Raw genomic sequence first — 15,580 nt, forward strand, 5'->3', positions numbered from 1 at the left:
GGCCCCGTTTGCTTCGTGTGGTGTCGGTCTCGATTTAGGCGATGCTGTAATCCGTGTCGTGGTAGCGCTGCTGTGTCGACTCGTTGAGACGGCGCTGCACGAGGTTCGCCAGCTCCTCGGGCGAGTGCTGCCCGCCGTGGATGGTCTGGTGCACGACGACAGGCTGCTGATTGCGGAGCATCATCGCGTCACCCATCCGGCCTGCCGGGGTGTTCGATACCGACGATGCGAGGCCGTCTGCCGTCGGCGGCGACATTGACGGGCCACGCTTCTGCCAACCCGTCGAGGTAAATCCATCGCCGAGCGCGCGCTTTGCGCCGTCTCCGGCCGTCGTGCTGCCGGCTGCGACCGGACCGTCGCCGCCCCGGATGCCCGCCATCATCCGCTTGTAGGACGAGGCCGAGGTGCCGTTGGCGTCGAAGTTGTCGTGGCCGTAGTAGAGGCCGATGGCGCCGTTCATGCGCTTCTTGCTGCCGACGCCTTTGAGGTGGGCGGCGGCGAGCCAGCCGGCGACTTCGTTCGGGGCCATGCCGGGCTTGATCACCCCCGCCGCGACCAGCTCCCGGTAATGCTTGTTCGTGTACTCGACGAACTGCTTGTCCTGGATGCCGTTCTTGTTGGCGAGGAAGTCCTGGAGGTTGTTGACCCCCGCGGCGCGCGCCTTGTCGGTCCAGAGCGCCGGGTTGTTCAGGTCGCCGTTGCGGCCGGAGCGGAAGTAGCCCGTCTCCTGCAGTGCGCCGGCCCCCATCTGATAGCGACCGGAGTAGCCGTAGGAGTTGCGGATGCCGTAGCGGTTGCCCGACTCGCGCTTGCCCAGGATGTTGGCGTACTGGCTCGTCCCGAGCTTGCCGAGGCCCGCTATGGTGCCGTGGGTGGCGATCGGAACGTCAGCGCCAGGACCGGCGCCCGGCGTGGTGTCGCTGCGCCCGCCGATGATGCCGCGCCGGCCGAGAGCGCCACCAGGCAGGGCAGCGCCGGGCTTGTTGGTGATCATCGCCGAGGCGCCGGAGCTGGCGAAGCCTCGAGCCCCACCGCCGACCGATCCGCCGTAGGAACCGGCCGCGCCGCCGCCCGTGAAGCCGGAGCCGACAGAGCCGGGCGAGGACAGGGCTGCAAGCTGGATCACACCGCCCAGCCGCTTCACGTTCTCCGAGAGGTCCTCGACGCTCTCCGAGAGCGAGGCCTTCTGGATCAGGCCGTGCCAGTCGCCCGTAGCCGATTGCTTCCAGACAGGCGTGGAGCCGTCGAGGTACTTCGGAGCCTGGGGAGCCTTGGGCTTTGCCGGCGGGTCGACCCAGGCGCGAACCTTGTTGCCGGTCTCGGGCTTCACTCCCGGCAGGAGTTCATCCACGTTCCACTGGCCGTCCGGTTTGCCGCCGTCGACGATGGCCTTCTTCGGGTCGCGTAGCAGGAGGAACGCTGAAACGGCAGCTGCGAAGGCAGCGACACCAGCCGCGAGAGCGCCACCGGATGCAACCGCGGCGAGGGTGCCCAGAGTCGTGACCAGCGAGGTGATTGCCGACAACGTGCCCAGGACCGGACTCAGAACGACCAGCGCGGCGGACAGCGCTAGGATCTGGCCGGCGAGCTTACCCATCGCCGCCGGGTCTCCACCGCCCGTAAACATCGTGGCGATGCTCTTGAAGGACTCGATCACGCTGCGGACGCCTTCGCCGAAGCCAGCAAAGAAGTCTCGGAACTTCGATGCGTCAAAGCCGGCCTTGCCGGGGTCGCCGATCCATTGCCGCAGGAGATCCGCGAGGGAGCCGTCCTTGCCGCCCAGGCCCTGGATCAGGCCGCGAAGACTCGCCTGCACCACGCTCTTGAGGTTCGCGAACGATCCCTGCAGGTTGACGAAGTAGTCGCGGAACTCAGAGACAAACGGCTTCAAAGCGTCGCCGATCTCGTCTTTCAACGCCTCAAACGTCGACGAGATTTGACTGATCATAAATTCAAGCGCCGACGTCCACTTCTTCCAGGCCGTGGTGATATAGTCTACGTCTTCGGACTGTGACTCGAGTTTCTTGGCCTGATCCACCATGCCCAGGTTCTGCCCGGCGGTGTTTCCGAGGTTGGCGAATAGCGGGCCGAACGTGTTGCCCAGCATCTTGGAGCGAAGCCGCTCCCGCTTGGCTGGGTCTTGGACCTTGTTGAACGAGCCCAGGAGCTGAAACAGGAAGTGGTCGGGGTCGGCCCGCATCCGGCGCTCGATGTCCTCGTAGGAGCCGAAGCCTAGCTCGCGCGGAGCGTTGAGGAATTCGATGTCGGACGGCTGCAAATTGCCCTTGCGGCGCATGTTGCGCGCCTCGAGCGAGAGCTTCGGCAGGCGGCCCGCGATCTCGGAGAGCGCTCGCGAGGCCTGGTTGCCCTGGGCACCGGCAGAGGTCGCCGCGGCACCGAAGGCCAGCGTGCCGGCCGAGGACATGCCCAGCTTGGCGCCGGCACCCATGCCGGTCCTGGCGAAGCTCACCATCTCGCGCCGGGTGGCCGCGGTCTGGCCAGCGAGGCCCGCGATCATGTTGAAGGTCTTGCGGATGTCGTCGGCGTTCTTGATCCGGCCCAGGCCCTCGAGCGAGTAGAGCGCCTTGCCCATCGACTCCATCGTCTCGGGCAGGGTGGTGCCGAGAAGCTTGGACAGCTTCACGCCGTACTCGGTGGCCTTGTCTAGGTACTTATCGGAGATGCCGGCCTGTGAGCCCTCCGTCAGGCCTTGCACGTATTCTGCGGGTTTCATGCCGAGGTTGATGGCCTTGCCGATGGCCTTCCCGCGCATGGCCTGCGCCTTCGCCAGCGAGGCCGCGACTCCGTCCTCGTTGAAGACGTGCACAGCCGCCTCGGTGACGGCGGTGTCGAGGCTCTTGGCCGCCTGCAGAATGCCTTTCGTGACGGAAGCCGTGACAGCCGCCGCGATGGTGGTAGCGAGGCCGGTCGTGTTGATGATGCTGCGGGCGCTTCCCGCCGCCGCTCGGAAGCTGGAGCCGCCCCCGTAGCCACCGCCACGAGCTGCGCCACCGGCCCGGCGCCCGGCTTCGACCTGTCGGTTCGCCGAGGATTGAGCACGGGCCAGACGGTCGGTGAGCCGGATCTGCTCCTCGAGGTCCCGGATCGTGCTCTTTCGAGCCTTCTCGGCGATGCTGGACTCACGCGTGCCCTGCGAGAACATGCGGGTCGCAGCGGCCTCCACCTTGGCGAAGGCCTGCGCCTGGCCCTGCAGCGCCTTCTCGATCTTGCCGAGGCCGAGATCCGGCGCCTTGGAGAAGGCTGCGAAGGTGCGCTTGGCCTGCGTCTCGAGCGCCTTGAATTCCTGCACGAGGCGGCGAATAGCGGGCGAGGCATCGTCCCGCGCCTCCAGGTGCATTTTCAGGTTTAGGTTTTCAGACATGATGTTCCTGTTGCTCTACCTCGTCAGGTGAGCATCGCGGTTGTTCTGGGTTGTGATGGTGATGAGATGGAAAAGGCCCCTTTTGTATTTTTTGTTACCGGGTCCAAAAGTAACAAGGGGGCTCGCTTGAATTCGTGCAAGCATGGCTCGAATGCTAAAGGGTCATTTTGTTTTTGCGCAACCAAAATGGTCTAGTCGAGGCCGGGGGCGATCTCCCACAAAAAAACCGAAGTCTCTGGCCAACCGGTCGAATTAGACTTCCTCAACCCCGGTCTACGTACAGATACTTGTTGACGGTGCGGTGTGCGCTGTCCCAGGCTGCAGCCGGAGCAACACAGGGAGTCGCCCCATGACAGCGATCAGCAAGGCCAATGCGCTCGTGAACGAGGCCGAGGACTTCAAGGTGCGGGTGCTGGAGTACGTCCGGGAGCACGGGAGCGACGTGTTGGCGGGATCGGCGGACGCGCTCCGAGCGATGATCGACGCCTTCCTCGACGATGTGCTGGCGGTCGAGACGGTTGCGGGCCTCGAGGGCTGAGCCGCCCAGGCACTCAGCTGAGATTTCAGCTCAGAGACATTGAGAGCAATCCGAGACCCCCGTCCTGAGTGGCGGGGGTTTCGCGTTGTGGGGGTGAGCGCCGGCAGCTAAGGGCCGGAGCCTCGCGCCGAGGGTCGAGCTGGGGGTCTCCCCAAATCTGGGGACACCCTACAGGGAAGGCGGCTGCGATGGGTCCCTCCAAATCTGGAGACACCCCGCCCGAAGGAGGCGTCTGCCCTGGGTCTCCTCATTTTTGAGGACACCCCCGAAGATGCCGCTTGTGCCGGCCTCGATGCCTGTTACATTAGTGAAACCGTCGGTTTCCAGTCTCGTAAAGGAGGGCCGAGACATGGCACAGGGTCGTTTCGTTGCCTACTACCGCGTCTCCACCGCCCGGCAGGGTCGCAGCGGTCTCGGGCTCGAGGCCCAGCAGGCGGCGGTGCGGTCCTACCTGAACGGCGGGAGCTGGAGCCTCGTCGCCGAGGTGGTCGAGGTCGAGAGCGGCAAACGCAACGATCGGCCGAAGCTCGCCGAAGCCTTGAAGCTCTGCCGGCTCCACGGCGCGACGCTGATCATCGCCAAGCTGGATCGTCTGGCCCGCAACGTGGCGTTCGTCTCGGCCCTCATGGAGTCGGGCGTCGAGTTCACCGCTGTGGACTTCCCGCAGGCCAACCGGCTGACGGTCCACATTCTGGCCGCCGTCGCTGAGCACGAGGCGCAGATGATCTCGGCCCGCACCAAGGCCGCGCTCCAGGCTGCGAAGGCTCGAGGCGTCAAGATGGGGCGCCGGCCGGGCGAGGGTGGCGTCCTGACGGATGAAGGCCGCGCCAAGTCCGTTGCGGTTCGGCAGGCCAAGGCGAAGGACCGGGCTGGCCTGCTGTCTGACGTCCTCGCCGAGATCCAGGCGTCCGGTGTCACCAGCGCCAGCGGCATCGCGGCGGCCCTGAACGCCCAAGGCATCCCGACCGCTCGCGGAGGCCAGTGGCAGGCCGTGCAGGTGCAACGCGTCCTGGCGAAAGCCTGAGAGGATGGCGGCGCCGGCGGCGCATCCCCAGGGCACCGGCCCCACCGTCGCGCACCGGGTTTGACCGCTCGGTGCGCGAAGCTCGTTCAGGACCAGAGAAAGATCTGGCCGGGTGCGGTCTCGATGGTCGCCGTCATGCTGGCCGGCAGGTCCGGCAGGTTGATGGTGAGACCGGGTTCCAGAAGGAAGTCCTGGCGCTCCAGGCCGGGGTTCTGGTCGATGATGAAGTTGACCAGATCCCCGTCCGTGGTGCCGTAGCGGTCGAAGGCGATCTTATCGAGCCGATCGTAGAGCTTCGTGATGTACGTGGTGCCGACCATCACTCAGTCCTCGATGTAGGCGTTGTCCGCGTCCTCGTCGGCCTCGCGGGAGAAGGTCGGCTCCGGCTTGTGGGAGCGGCTGGGTCCGCGCTTGGTCTCGGCGGCCGGCGCAGCGGCAACCGGGGCCGGCGCAGGCACCGCGGGGTCTCGGCCTTCCAGCTCGGCGAGCGCCACGTCAGCCTCGGCGATCTCGGCCAGGAGTCCACCGCTCATCGCAGCCTCGATCTCGGCGAGGGGACGGGTTGGGGTGATCGGCGCCATGGGATCGGAACCCCAGCCCTGGGCCTCGAGGAAGGCAGCGAGGGCGGCGGCCTTTTGGGGGTGCATGGCGGCGGGCTTGCCGGTGATCGGGCAGGGCACCGGGCCGTTCTCGGCGTTCCAGGCGGCTGCGGCGTCCGCTTTCACGTACTGCATGAGCGAGCGCAGGTGACGGCAGCGGCGGATGGCCTGACGATAAGGGTCGTTGAGATCGTCGAGCCGTTCGGCGCGGCGGTCCTCGGCGTTGGCGCGGCGGGCTTTCCAGCCACGCTGCGGGATAGCACCGGCTGGAACGTTGTGGGTCTGGTATGCGGAGTTGTTGAACATCATCGGCTCTTGGTCGTGAGGGCTTGGAGCTGGGCGAGGGCGGCGGCGTTGCCGGCTTTGGCGCTGGCCATCAGCTTGGTCAGGTTCGGCTTGCCGGTGTCATGCGCCGGCAGCTCGTGCTTCGGAGCGAAACGGCCGTTGACGTGAGCGACGGGTCCGCTCGGTTTCGTCGACGAGGACAGAGCCGTGGTCTTCACGAAGAGATCGGGCCGGCTCTGGCGCAGCTCCCGCATCAGGGTCGCGGGGGTGGCGTTGGCGTAGCCGTTCGCCTCGTCGAACATGAGGGACTTGCCGTCCGTGTCGTAGACGGTGGTCGAGCCGTCGTCCGCGACGTGGACTCGCTCGTTGAGGATCTTCGAGACTTCGGCGTGTGCTTCGGGCAGAGGCGCAGCTTCGCGTACGGCGGCAGCCATCGCGGCCAGCGCTTCGGCCTTGTTCTGGAGTTCGGTCATGGTGGGTCGTCTCTGGGTTCAGACGCGCACAAACGGGGCGAAGCTCTCGTCCAGGTAGAGCTGGGCTTCGGCCTCGGCTGAGAGCGTGCGTAGGTGCTTGGGTTTGGGCTTGCGGTTCGGCTTGGGGGTCTCGCTGAGGAAGTCGCTCGTGAGGCCGCGTTCTCCGCTGTCCTCCAAGCCTGCAAGCTGGTCCTGGACGCGAGCGATCTGGTCCTCGATGTCGCGGACCTTCTCCGTCTCGGCAGATATCTGATCCATGATCCAGCGCACGCGTTTCAGGGCGGCGCGGCGCTCGTGGATGAGTCGCTGGTACTTCAGCTTCAGGACAGCGCTCGGGCGGGACGGTTTTGCGGGCTTGGGCTCCGGCTCGGCCAGAGTCTCCACCGGAGCGGAGGGCTTCGGCGCGGCGGCCCAGGCGGCTTCCTCGGCGGCTTCAAGGCGGGCACGTTCGCGGGCTGCGCGACCGGTCAGGGCTTCGGGGTCTCGCATGTCAGGCCTCGCTCTGGGCTGTCTCGCGGGCCCGGTGGCGCTCCCGGCTCGCCTTGCTGCGGCGCTTGCGGTGCTTGCGGGGGGCGAGGCTCATCTCGGACTCGCGAACGAGGATGCCGGAGCCGAAGGCTGTTTCGAGCTGGTCTGAAAGCCAGGAGCTGGCGGTCATGCCGGCCCGGCCGGCGCGGGCCTCGATGGAGCCGGCGAGCGAGTCCGGCAGATCCAAGGTGATGATGGTGCGGCCGGCACTCATCACAGGCCCCCGAACGGCAGGTCGGCGAGGTCGTGGTCGGCGCGGCTCTCGAAAGCGTACAGGTCGCCGAGATCATTGGCCTGGGCGCTTAGCCGGGCAGCGAGGTCGGCCATGACGAGCAAGCGCACGTAGCTCGCAGGGTCCAGACTCTCCGCGTAGGCGATGGCGTCGAGGGCGAGGAAATCGTTCTCGTCGAGCGTAATGGTGAGGGCGGTGCTCATACCTCGGCTCCCTCGTGAGCCTTGGCCAGCTGGGCGAGGCGGGGTGAGACAGTGTCGAGGGCGCGGGTGCTGAGCCCATCGGCGCGCAGTTGGTTCCACACACAGGCGCGGACGTACTGCGAAGGGCTGATGTCGTAGAGGGCTGCGGCGCGCGCGATGGCGGCGTTGCTGCCCTTCGGCAGCTTCGTGGTGGCAATCTCAGGCAGGAGGGCTGCCATTACGGTTCCTGTAGTTTGGACATGACGAGAAGCCCCGGCGCGCAGTCGCGGCGGGGTTATGGGTTCGGCGATGTCGGGGCAGACACGAAAAAGCCGCCAGACCCGATGGGCGGCGGCTAGGATCGCAATTCGAGCGATACAAATACGCTTAGCGTTTTCAGTCAGTCTTGTCAACTCGAAGCCAGCCGATCTCCACCTCGGAAATTACTCAGAGACATCCCGGCAGCTGTCTGGACAGGCCGGCTCGACTTACAAAGACTGCAGCGACGAGGGGACGAGCTAGAGGTGACCCGTCGCGCTCATCCGGCGAGGGCGAGATCCACCTAAGAGACCGCGGAGGGCTCAGCTCGCCCGGTGCTGGGTGGGTGGTGCTGGCCGCTTGCTCGCGGCGTCCGGCCAGCTCGTGGTGGAAGGTCAGGCGGTCTTGAGAAGGGAAACCCCGGCGTCAGGGTTGTAAAACTCCCCGTGCGCCTCGATGGCAAAGTTGATGTAGGCGAGCCGGGCTTCTTCGACGGTGTCGTGGATTCCGAGGTGGACTTTCTTGCCGGCAAGGCGGGCCCGGGCCCGGTAGCGTTCCACGCGGCAGACTTCGACCCCCTTCGGGAGTTGACGGCAGTTCCGCCCGCGTTGATTGCGGGCATTCTCAACCTTGCTGGCCGGACGCAGGTTTTTGAAGGTGTTGTTGGTCTTCACGCCGTCACGGTGATCGATCATCGGCGGCCTCTCGTCAGTCATGAGCGTCCAGATGGCCCGATGGGCCAGAATGGTCTGGCCGTCGATCTTGCCCTGCTTGTATCCGTGCGCGCCGATTGCCGTCAGGGCGGGCTTGCCAGCGTATTTGGCGTTCCAGCTGTTGGCAGTTGACGTCTTTTTGAATTGTTCCAGCGGGCGTTTGAGCCATGTCAGAACGCCAGTATCGGGGTCATACTGGAGGATCTGGGCAAGGTAGTCTTGGGTGAGGTGTGTGTACGCGTGTTTCATGCCCAGCGTTCTACCACAACCTTCTACCACATGCAAATCGCTATCCCGGAAACGCTTGTAATATCAACTCGTTACATCACTTTTGGACTGTCGTGGGGCTGTCGACGAATACTTGCGGCAGCGCCGGCGCCTGGTCGTCGTCGTGCACCGGACGGCACGGCATCGCAATCCGGCCCAGGACGGGCACGGGTGGCTCAGCTGGTGCTCGGGTGCCGGAACCGTGCTGTCGGCCGCTAGCGGGGCTCTGGGGCGCCCCCACGGGCGCAAATCAGCAAGCATCATTTCGCCGTCAGGCGATGGAGCAACAGCTCGCGGCGGTCTCGCGTGTCGTTGGGCTCGTAGGCGTCGGCGGTCGCCGATGCCGAAGCGCCTCACTCTGGTCGATGTCCCGGGCGCTGTGCTGGCTGGTCTCGGGTCCGGAGCTGTCCGGTTGGTTTGATCGACGAGGGATCGAGTGAGGGCTGATGTCGAGCGGGCTGGACCAGGGCCGGAACTTGAAGCGGCTGGTGACGGTCGCTTGCTCGTCGGGAAGGCGGCGGCCTCACCTCAGCTCTCGTCCTCGTCGATCATCTCGGACGGTGGTGCCGGTCTCGACCGGAGGCAGCTCCCACTGCCCCCGGCGCAAGGTGATGTCGCTCGACGCTAGAACGGGATCTCGATCGGCTCCCGCTGGGCCTCGATCGGCTGCGGCGCGACCTCCTTGGACTTCGGGCCGGGGAAGGGAATCACGTTGCTGGTCTCGACGAGCTGCGCGTCCTGGGTCGGGTCGCCCGACATCGCGGCGGCATCATCCTCGATCCACTCGAGGGCTGCGGCCAGCTTGCCCTTCAGCGTGCGGCGGCAGCGCCACTGCCGCACCAGCTCGTCCGTCAGGGTCTTGCCCGTCAGCTCCAGGTAGTGCGCGGCCAGCGCCGCCCGCTCGCACGGATGCAGCGGCTTGGCGTGACGCTTCGGCTTGCGTTTCGTGACACCGGCATCTGGTGCCTTGGCTGCACCGGTTCGTGACATGGTCTTACGGCCTCCTGTAGGTGTGGAATTATGGAAAAACGCGACGTTTTCGGGGTCCTTATCGCTGACATTATCACTGACACGTGACACCGAACGTGACACGGAAACCGGCGTTTCGGGGCGATCACTGACACGGTCGAGACGGCCGATCTCGGCCAGCTCCCGGCGCGGGATCAGGGCCAGGATCTCATCCTTCGTCATGCCCTGGCACAGGCGCCACGCATGCCGCTCGCTGCGCCCGCAGGCCTTGGCGTAGGCCCGCACGGCAGCGGCGATCTCCGGCTTGCGCTTGCGGCGGCCGGCGCGGGCCTTCTTCTCGGCCTCGTTCTTCGCCTTGGTGGCGGTGGCCTTGCGGCGCTTGGCGACCCAGGCGTCGAAGGCCTCCGGGTCGAGATCCCGCTCCTTCTCGCGTACCGTCTTGGTCTTCACGTCCAGCTCGACCGCGAGCTGCTTGCGCTCGGCCGTCGTGAAGCGGTCGGTGCCGGGGCCGTCAGGGATCTCCCGCACGTACTCGGCCGTGCCTGTCTCGGGCGTCCAGGGTGGGATGCCGGTGTGAATGCGCTTCGTCATGGGCCACTTGCCGTTGACCATTGGCGCACCGGGGATCGACTTCCGCCCGAACAGCATGCGGTCACGGGCCTCGGTCTTCTCGTAGGCCCGCGCAACCGCGGCGAGGTCGACCAGCGGCCGGTGCGCGATGACGGAGAGATGCCCGGCCTCGAAACGGGGCTGCGCCGCGGTCCGGCAGGCCTCCCGGCTGGCGTTGGCCTCCGTCGCCGCGCGGTCCCAGAGCATGCGGATCAGATCAGGATCGGCACCGAACAGGGCGGCGGCTTCGTGGATGCGCTCCTGATCGAGGACGCCCAGCTCCCCGGTGAGCTGCGCCCGCTCGACGGAGGCTCCGATGTAGAGGGTGACGCACTCGGTGCGGTTCTCTGGCTGGACCCCCGCACGGTAGAGCGCGGCCATCGCGGGGATCGCGCGCTTGAGCGTGCCCAGGCGGTAGGCCTTCGCTCGGCTGGCCTTCGCCGCAGCGGGCTCGGCGGAGGTCGTATTTGTCTTTGGGGGCCCTTGTGATTCGGGCTGATTCGTGTTACATGCCGTCTCGTTCATGACATCTTGAGGCACCCCGTTCCGCGGATCTCCCTGGCAGTTGAAGCGCGGGGCGGGGTGTTGTCTCTTCTCCTGTGGTTTGTGGATCTCGGCTGAACTTTTCCCTTGCTCTGGGTGATTCGGCCGTGTATCCCGCTCCTGGGTCTATCCGTGTACGGAACGATTCCGTACCTCGCCGCGCGCCTGTACCATAAGGGCGACGCGGTTTCTAGTGTTGCCGAAATGTTCTATCGGTGAGCTCGGTGCTGATCGGCAGGAGCATTGCTCGGCCTCACAGACTGCGATGATGCTGCGACCTGAGTGGCGCGTATCAGTTGGCGCCGTAGATTCAAGCCGTCGAGGCGTCCGACCGCCTCCGGATATGACCCACGGCACGTTTCGCCCCTGCTCGAGGCTTCACTCCGGTCGCCGGGCGGGACGCGCTTTCCCACCGCGGATGATCGCCGAGCAACGAGCTGCAGGCTGAGCGGATGCATGCTCAACTTTGAGCAGGGGTCATCAGGCTGGCCGGATGTGAACTCCCTTTCGAGTTTGCATCGGGAGGGGCCGCCGCTCGCATCCATCCAGATCTGGATCGATCTCCGGGTGGGGGCATCTGGCGAGGCCGCCGATCCGCTTCCATCTCGTCGACAGGTTCCCTCGAGGACCATGCGCCGACCAGGGGCCAGCCTGCACGAACCTCGTAGGTCGGAACCGGCACCTCGGAGCCACCTCCCTCCACCAGCGAGGCCCCTCACCAGCACCTCGGAGGCCGAGGCGGAGATGGTTGTCCGCAATCTGATTGGGCGAAATTAAATTGCGTGCTTTTGTGGGGACGGCAGGCGCATGTGGCAGGCTTTCCACCTTGTGAGTGTGACAGGTGAGCTCCGAGGCGCAGGACGTCGATCGGAGGCCCCGAGCTGCGGGAGATGGGAGCCAGGTGGTGGGTGAGCTGTGTGGTGTCTCTCCCTTGGTGATGGGGTGCTTTCCCCTCTGTGTGAGGTCGACGTGACGTGGGATCGGCTGCCCTCGCCAGGATCATCATGGGCGCCAGCTCGTGCCCTTCGCGTTGGTCGTGCCCAGCCAGCGAGACAGCCGCGGGGCGACCATTCGGGCGCGAAACCGGCACTCGAGAAATTCCCGAATAATCCGCGGTCTGCCGCCGAAATCCGAATTTCCCGGCCGGGCTCTCCCCTCTGCTGACGGCAGGAAATTCCGAATTTACGGGATTTTTTCGTGAATTAATTTCGCCCGCGATCTGGAGCCGTCCAGCCCGCTCGATGGTGCGGAGATGGCAGCAATTCTGCTGGCTTCTCGTGCGGTGACATTGCGCACGGCGGCGCCGCGCCGTCACAACTATGTTTTTCGTACTTCAGGACTCCTGATCATGGTGAGCCGATCGGTAGCCGGAGGGGGAGCATTGCTCGCCTGCTATCGGTCGGCTCTTCCATTAAGCGTCACAGGTTATTTGCGACTCGCACTCACCTAGAAGGGCATCGATCCACCTTCAGGAAGAGATGCTAGTCGCTGCAGACCGGGTTCCGACGGCCGGTACTCGCTCTCCTCGAATAATCCTTTTGCTATCTGCTCATAGCGGCTCATCAGGATCGAGCGATAAGCGACCGCCTCGAATTTCTTGTACTCGTTTTTGCAGCAATCACTCTCGCAAAACAAAGCTGCGGTCAAAAGAGCGCGGGCTTGTACAACATCCGTCCACGAATGTTCAGGCGCCTCTAGATCCAGATCATCTGAGTTCAGAGCAGTTTCCAAATCGATGGCGACGGCTTGGCGCCCCTGACCAAGAAAATGCACCTCGGGGATGTGCTTCGTCATTGCGCGGACTCCGCCTGCTTCTCGACCCACGCTTGAAGATCTTCCAGGCGCCAGCCGTATTTTCGGTCCGTCAGCTTGATTGGCTGCGGGGCCTCTCCTGACTTCGACAAGCGGAGCCACATTCCATAGTTTAAGCCGCAATAGGCGGCATCCTTGGTGCCGAGCACGCGTAAGCGTGCGATCTCCAGCGGCAATTCGTTGAGGTTCATCTCACACCATCCTCCGGCCGGTGGGCCACCACACCACGTGGCGCGCCAAGACCGACCTTGTTTGTGCAAGGACAGGGTTCCGGCTCAACGAGTGATCAAAAAGCTCCGCAGAGAGATGCCGGTCGCTACGGACTTGTAGCCACCGGGGTCCCGCACTCAACACGGGCGGCCGACCCGGCGATTGCTGCCGGAAAAAGATCAGCAACACGACCCTGCGAGAAGTGATGCAAAACGGTCACACGCACTAGGCAGCGAATCGGCCATGTATGTTTTCATACACTCTTTGGGAGCCCTGACCAGCCTGGGCTATCGCGGATGTATGGGACGGCTACGTAATGGACGCGACCTTTCACCTTCCGGAGGAGTTTGACCAGAGCATATTTCTCGGCAACCGGCCGAGACTGGCCAAGTTTCTGCGCACGCTCCGGGTCGGGAAGCGCTTCTCGAATTGGTACTTTGAGAAATATGGCAATCCGGAAGGTCTTCGCCAGTCGACAATCGGCAGTCGGCGGGATTTCTTAGACCTGATCCCGACCATGTCCTCGGTTCTGGAGGTCGGTCCTTTCCTGTCTCCGTGCCTGACGAGACCGCGCCACGACGTCTCCTATTTTGACGTCCTCAACGGCGAGCAGATGCTCGAGCGGGCCCGTCACCTGACGAGCATCCCCTACGAGCGGGAATATTGGGAGGAGCGGCTCAAGCACCCGCTCGAGATCGACTACTTCCATCCCGACGGCGATCTCTCCTCGGTGCCGCGGACCTTCGCCAACCTGTTCAGCAGTCACTGCATCGAGCACCAGCCCGATCTCATCACGCACATGCAGCAGGCCTACGAGCGGATCGAGCCGGGCGGGCGCTACTTCATGATCGTGCCGGACAAGCGCTACTGCTTCGACCACTACAACCCGGAGTCGCGGCTCATCGACGTGCTCGGCGCCCACCTTGAGAGGCGGCGTCGCGCCTGCCCGACGAAGGTTCTGGAGCACCGGCTCGCCACAGCCCACAACGATCCGGTGCGGCACTGGATGCACGATCACGGGCGCCCGACCCTCGAGGAGCGGCCGGAGGTGTTCGGCTACTGCCTTGAGGAGGCGGCGACCGCGCTCGAGACCTACATCGACGTCCACTACTGGATGTTCACGCCCGACAGCTTCCGCCGGCTGATGAACGAGTTGTACGAGCGCGAGTTCATCAAGCTGCGCCTCGAGCGCGTCTACCCGACCCTACGCAACACCTTCGAGTTCTTCGCCGTGTTCCGGCGGGGGAATTAGGCTGCCTCTCTTAACTGAAGGCGGTACGGCAGCTCCAGGTCGAACGCGGTTGCAGGAGCAGGCGCGTCCGAACCGTCTGCGTATTCATGATTTCGTGACGACTCGAACACCGGCTCGTTCGCTGTCGTTGAGGCTGGGCGGCTTCATCTTGTCGCTCGGCGAGGTCTACTCCCCCTCTGGCGCTGGGTTGTCGGCCTTAGTCTCGCGCCGGACTCGCGGTCTTCTCGAGAGCCTCGCGACGTACCAGCTTCGTCGACGCAACCTTGGCTGCTCATCGACGTTCCCGCTTTGTTCGACCGGGAGCGAGGTGAGCAGTGGGCCGCAACCGAATCCTCGTTGGGGCGGAACAGCGCGACCTGCTCGATAAGGCCGAGAGCTGGCGGAAGGAGTGCATCCGCGTGCTCACGAAGGCGCCGATCCACTCCCCGCTCTACAAAGCGACGTCCGGCATCCTCGACGCGATCGACGAGCTCGCTGAGGCAGTCACAGGCGACCGCAAACACTTCCATCTCAGGGCGCCTACGACACCAGAACCACGGCGTCAGGATCTGTGACTAAATCGTCCCTAGGGCCGAATCTGACATCGCGCACGGAGGTGCTGCGCCTCCACACCTATGTTTTGCACGGGCGTGGATTCCTGGCCTGATGAACCGGCCGACGCAGCGGGAGGGGGAGCTTTGCTCGCCCGCTGCATCGGCCGTTGTCATTAGAAGGGGATCGCGAGATCGATTTCCAATTCGCGGTCGATCGGGGAGTTGGGATCGCGGCGGCGGCGGAGAATGTACTCAGCGCGCTTCAACGCATCGTCCTCCGCCTTGGCGTCCCGTCGCGCTTTCGCCTCGTCGTAGCGTGCCAGCGGCAGTGCAGATTCCGCTGCGAAATGCTCGGCCAACACGCGGCGGTACTCAGCGGCCTCGCCCGGCTGGCCGAAGGGAGTGCCCTCAGCATTCTCGAGAGCTTCGAGGAGGGCGCGGACGATGATTGCGTTGTCAGAATTCATGAGATTGTCCGTTCGTATTTGCGGAAGTTGATGCGAATCAGGAAAGTTCGGCTTGGCTGTCGACCCAGGCTTGAAGATCGCCAAGGCGCCAGCCCTGCTTGCGCTCAGAGAGCTTCAGCGGCTTCGGGAACTTCTCAGCCTTCAGCATCTTGCGGATCATCTGAATGTCGAGGCCGCAGTAAGCTGCTGCGTCCTCGGTGCACAGGACGCGCGAGCGCGCCAACTCTAATGGAAGTTCGTTCAAGTTCATTGAGTCCGTCTCCGGTTCTGCGTTGGGCAGAACTTGTTAGGGCTCAATGCATGTAATGAGGCGTTATGAGTTTGTCTGCCGCATGAATGCGACAGGTCCTCTCACTGGCAAAGCTTCTTGATGTGCTCCGCCCAGGCATCAAGTGCAGCCCGCTTCTCGGCTGCGTATGTCGCACGGTTGTAGATTCCAGCGACCCCTGCCCTGTGGCCGCTGATGTGGTTTAAGACGGCCTCGATCACGTGGGGCTGGGTGCCGAGGCCTGCCATGCGAGTTGCGGCGGTGCGGCGGAGATCGTGAAGGCGCCAGGGCCGAACCTTGTGGCCGCTCGCTACGATCCGTGCATCGAGTTCCCGCTTCGCTTTCGACCAGCCCGAGAACCCCCCTGCCCTCGCGCCGAACAAAAGATCTCGGCCTAGACGCTTCGGCGCTGCCCCAACCACATCCAGTGCTAGGG

Annotated in this window: 19 protein-coding genes; 4 read left to right on the plus strand and 15 right to left on the minus strand. The window is 64.7% G+C overall.

Going from position 1 to position 15,580, the window contains the following annotated elements; genetic code table 11:
- Positions 1–34: 34 nt before the first annotated feature.
- On the minus strand, positions 35–3,382 hold the full coding sequence (locus MOX02_RS01550; protein ID WP_147023951.1) for a phage tail tape measure protein: 3,348 nt from the start codon (positions 3,380–3,382) through the stop codon (positions 35–37).
- A 349-nt stretch (positions 3,383–3,731) separates the two neighbouring features.
- Here MOX02_RS01550 and MOX02_RS01555 point away from each other — a divergent pair, with 349 nt between their 5' ends.
- Together MOX02_RS01555 and MOX02_RS01560 are read left to right on the plus strand one after the other, a co-directional pair.
- Entirely contained in the window at positions 3,732–3,920 is a 189-nt protein-coding gene (locus tag MOX02_RS01555; RefSeq protein WP_147023952.1) for a hypothetical protein, read from the plus strand.
- A 349-nt stretch (positions 3,921–4,269) separates the two neighbouring features.
- Complete coding sequence (locus tag MOX02_RS01560; protein WP_147023953.1) at positions 4,270–4,944, plus strand: recombinase family protein; 675 nt, start codon at positions 4,270–4,272, stop codon at positions 4,942–4,944.
- An 86-nt stretch (positions 4,945–5,030) separates the two neighbouring features.
- Here MOX02_RS01560 and MOX02_RS01565 read toward each other — a convergent pair whose 3' ends face one another.
- The 11 genes from MOX02_RS01565 to MOX02_RS01615 form a co-directional block, all read right to left on the minus strand.
- A complete protein-coding gene (locus MOX02_RS01565; protein ID WP_147023954.1) occupies positions 5,031–5,264 on the minus strand; it encodes a tail protein X in 234 nt (77 codons plus the stop codon).
- A gap of 3 nt (positions 5,265–5,267) precedes the next feature.
- A complete protein-coding gene (locus MOX02_RS01570; RefSeq protein ID WP_147023955.1) occupies positions 5,268–5,849 on the minus strand; it encodes a hypothetical protein in 582 nt (193 codons plus the stop codon).
- Positions 5,849–6,301 (minus strand): hypothetical protein, encoded by a 453-nt coding sequence (locus MOX02_RS01575; protein WP_147023956.1) that lies wholly within the window; start codon positions 6,299–6,301, stop codon positions 5,849–5,851. The genes MOX02_RS01570 and MOX02_RS01575 overlap by 1 nt, the downstream gene beginning before the upstream one ends.
- Positions 6,302–6,319: 18 nt before the next feature.
- Positions 6,320–6,790 (minus strand): hypothetical protein, encoded by a 471-nt coding sequence (locus MOX02_RS01580; protein WP_147023957.1) that lies wholly within the window; start codon positions 6,788–6,790, stop codon positions 6,320–6,322.
- A gap of 1 nt (position 6,791) precedes the next feature.
- Positions 6,792–7,043 carry a hypothetical protein gene (locus tag MOX02_RS01585; RefSeq protein ID WP_147023958.1) on the minus strand — a complete coding sequence of 84 codons (252 nt, stop codon included), beginning with the start codon at positions 7,041–7,043 and terminating at the stop codon, positions 6,792–6,794.
- Positions 7,043–7,264, minus strand: coding sequence for a hypothetical protein (locus tag MOX02_RS01590; RefSeq protein WP_147023959.1), 222 nt, complete (start codon positions 7,262–7,264; stop codon positions 7,043–7,045). The genes MOX02_RS01585 and MOX02_RS01590 overlap by 1 nt, the downstream gene beginning before the upstream one ends.
- Positions 7,261–7,482: a hypothetical protein gene (locus tag MOX02_RS01595; RefSeq protein WP_147023960.1), complete on the minus strand. Its 222-nt coding sequence runs from the start codon at positions 7,480–7,482 to the stop codon at positions 7,261–7,263. The genes MOX02_RS01590 and MOX02_RS01595 overlap by 4 nt, the downstream gene beginning before the upstream one ends.
- 414 nt (positions 7,483–7,896) lie before the next feature.
- Positions 7,897–8,463, minus strand: a complete 567-nt coding sequence (locus tag MOX02_RS01600; RefSeq protein WP_147023961.1) for an HNH endonuclease — start codon at positions 8,461–8,463, stop codon at positions 7,897–7,899.
- A gap of 642 nt (positions 8,464–9,105) precedes the next feature.
- Positions 9,106–10,440, minus strand: a complete 1,335-nt coding sequence (locus MOX02_RS01605) for a hypothetical protein (protein ID WP_147023962.1) — start codon at positions 10,438–10,440, stop codon at positions 9,106–9,108.
- Positions 10,441–12,048: 1,608 nt separating this feature from the next.
- The gene (locus MOX02_RS01610) at positions 12,049–12,396 is read right to left on the minus strand and encodes a hypothetical protein (protein WP_147023963.1); all 348 of its coding nucleotides are present in this window, start codon (positions 12,394–12,396) and stop codon (positions 12,049–12,051) included.
- Positions 12,393–12,605, minus strand: coding sequence for a helix-turn-helix transcriptional regulator (locus MOX02_RS01615; RefSeq protein WP_147023964.1), 213 nt, complete (start codon positions 12,603–12,605; stop codon positions 12,393–12,395). The genes MOX02_RS01610 and MOX02_RS01615 overlap by 4 nt, the downstream gene beginning before the upstream one ends.
- A 536-nt stretch (positions 12,606–13,141) precedes the next feature.
- Here MOX02_RS01615 and MOX02_RS01620 point away from each other — a divergent pair.
- Complete coding sequence (locus MOX02_RS01620) at positions 13,142–13,876, plus strand: class I SAM-dependent methyltransferase (protein ID WP_147023965.1); 735 nt, start codon at positions 13,142–13,144, stop codon at positions 13,874–13,876.
- 314 nt (positions 13,877–14,190) lie between these two features.
- The gene (locus MOX02_RS01625; RefSeq protein WP_147023966.1) at positions 14,191–14,430 is read left to right on the plus strand and encodes a hypothetical protein; all 240 of its coding nucleotides are present in this window, start codon (positions 14,191–14,193) and stop codon (positions 14,428–14,430) included.
- Positions 14,431–14,582: 152 nt separating this feature from the next.
- On the opposite strand, the gene MOX02_RS01630 is transcribed toward MOX02_RS01625, so the two are convergent.
- The 3 genes from MOX02_RS01630 to MOX02_RS31835 form a co-directional block, all read right to left on the minus strand.
- Positions 14,583–14,876, minus strand: a complete 294-nt coding sequence (locus MOX02_RS01630; RefSeq protein WP_147023967.1) for a hypothetical protein — start codon at positions 14,874–14,876, stop codon at positions 14,583–14,585.
- Positions 14,877–14,913: 37 nt separating this feature from the next.
- Complete coding sequence (locus MOX02_RS01635; protein WP_147023968.1) at positions 14,914–15,126, minus strand: helix-turn-helix transcriptional regulator; 213 nt, start codon at positions 15,124–15,126, stop codon at positions 14,914–14,916.
- 101 nt (positions 15,127–15,227) lie between these two features.
- Positions 15,228–15,580: site-specific integrase (locus MOX02_RS31835; RefSeq protein ID WP_147023969.1), on the minus strand; the 353-nt coding region annotated here is incomplete at its 5' end.

The organism is Methylobacterium oxalidis, assembly GCF_007992195.1.
GTDB classification, from domain to species: domain Bacteria; phylum Pseudomonadota; class Alphaproteobacteria; order Rhizobiales; family Beijerinckiaceae; genus Methylobacterium; species Methylobacterium oxalidis.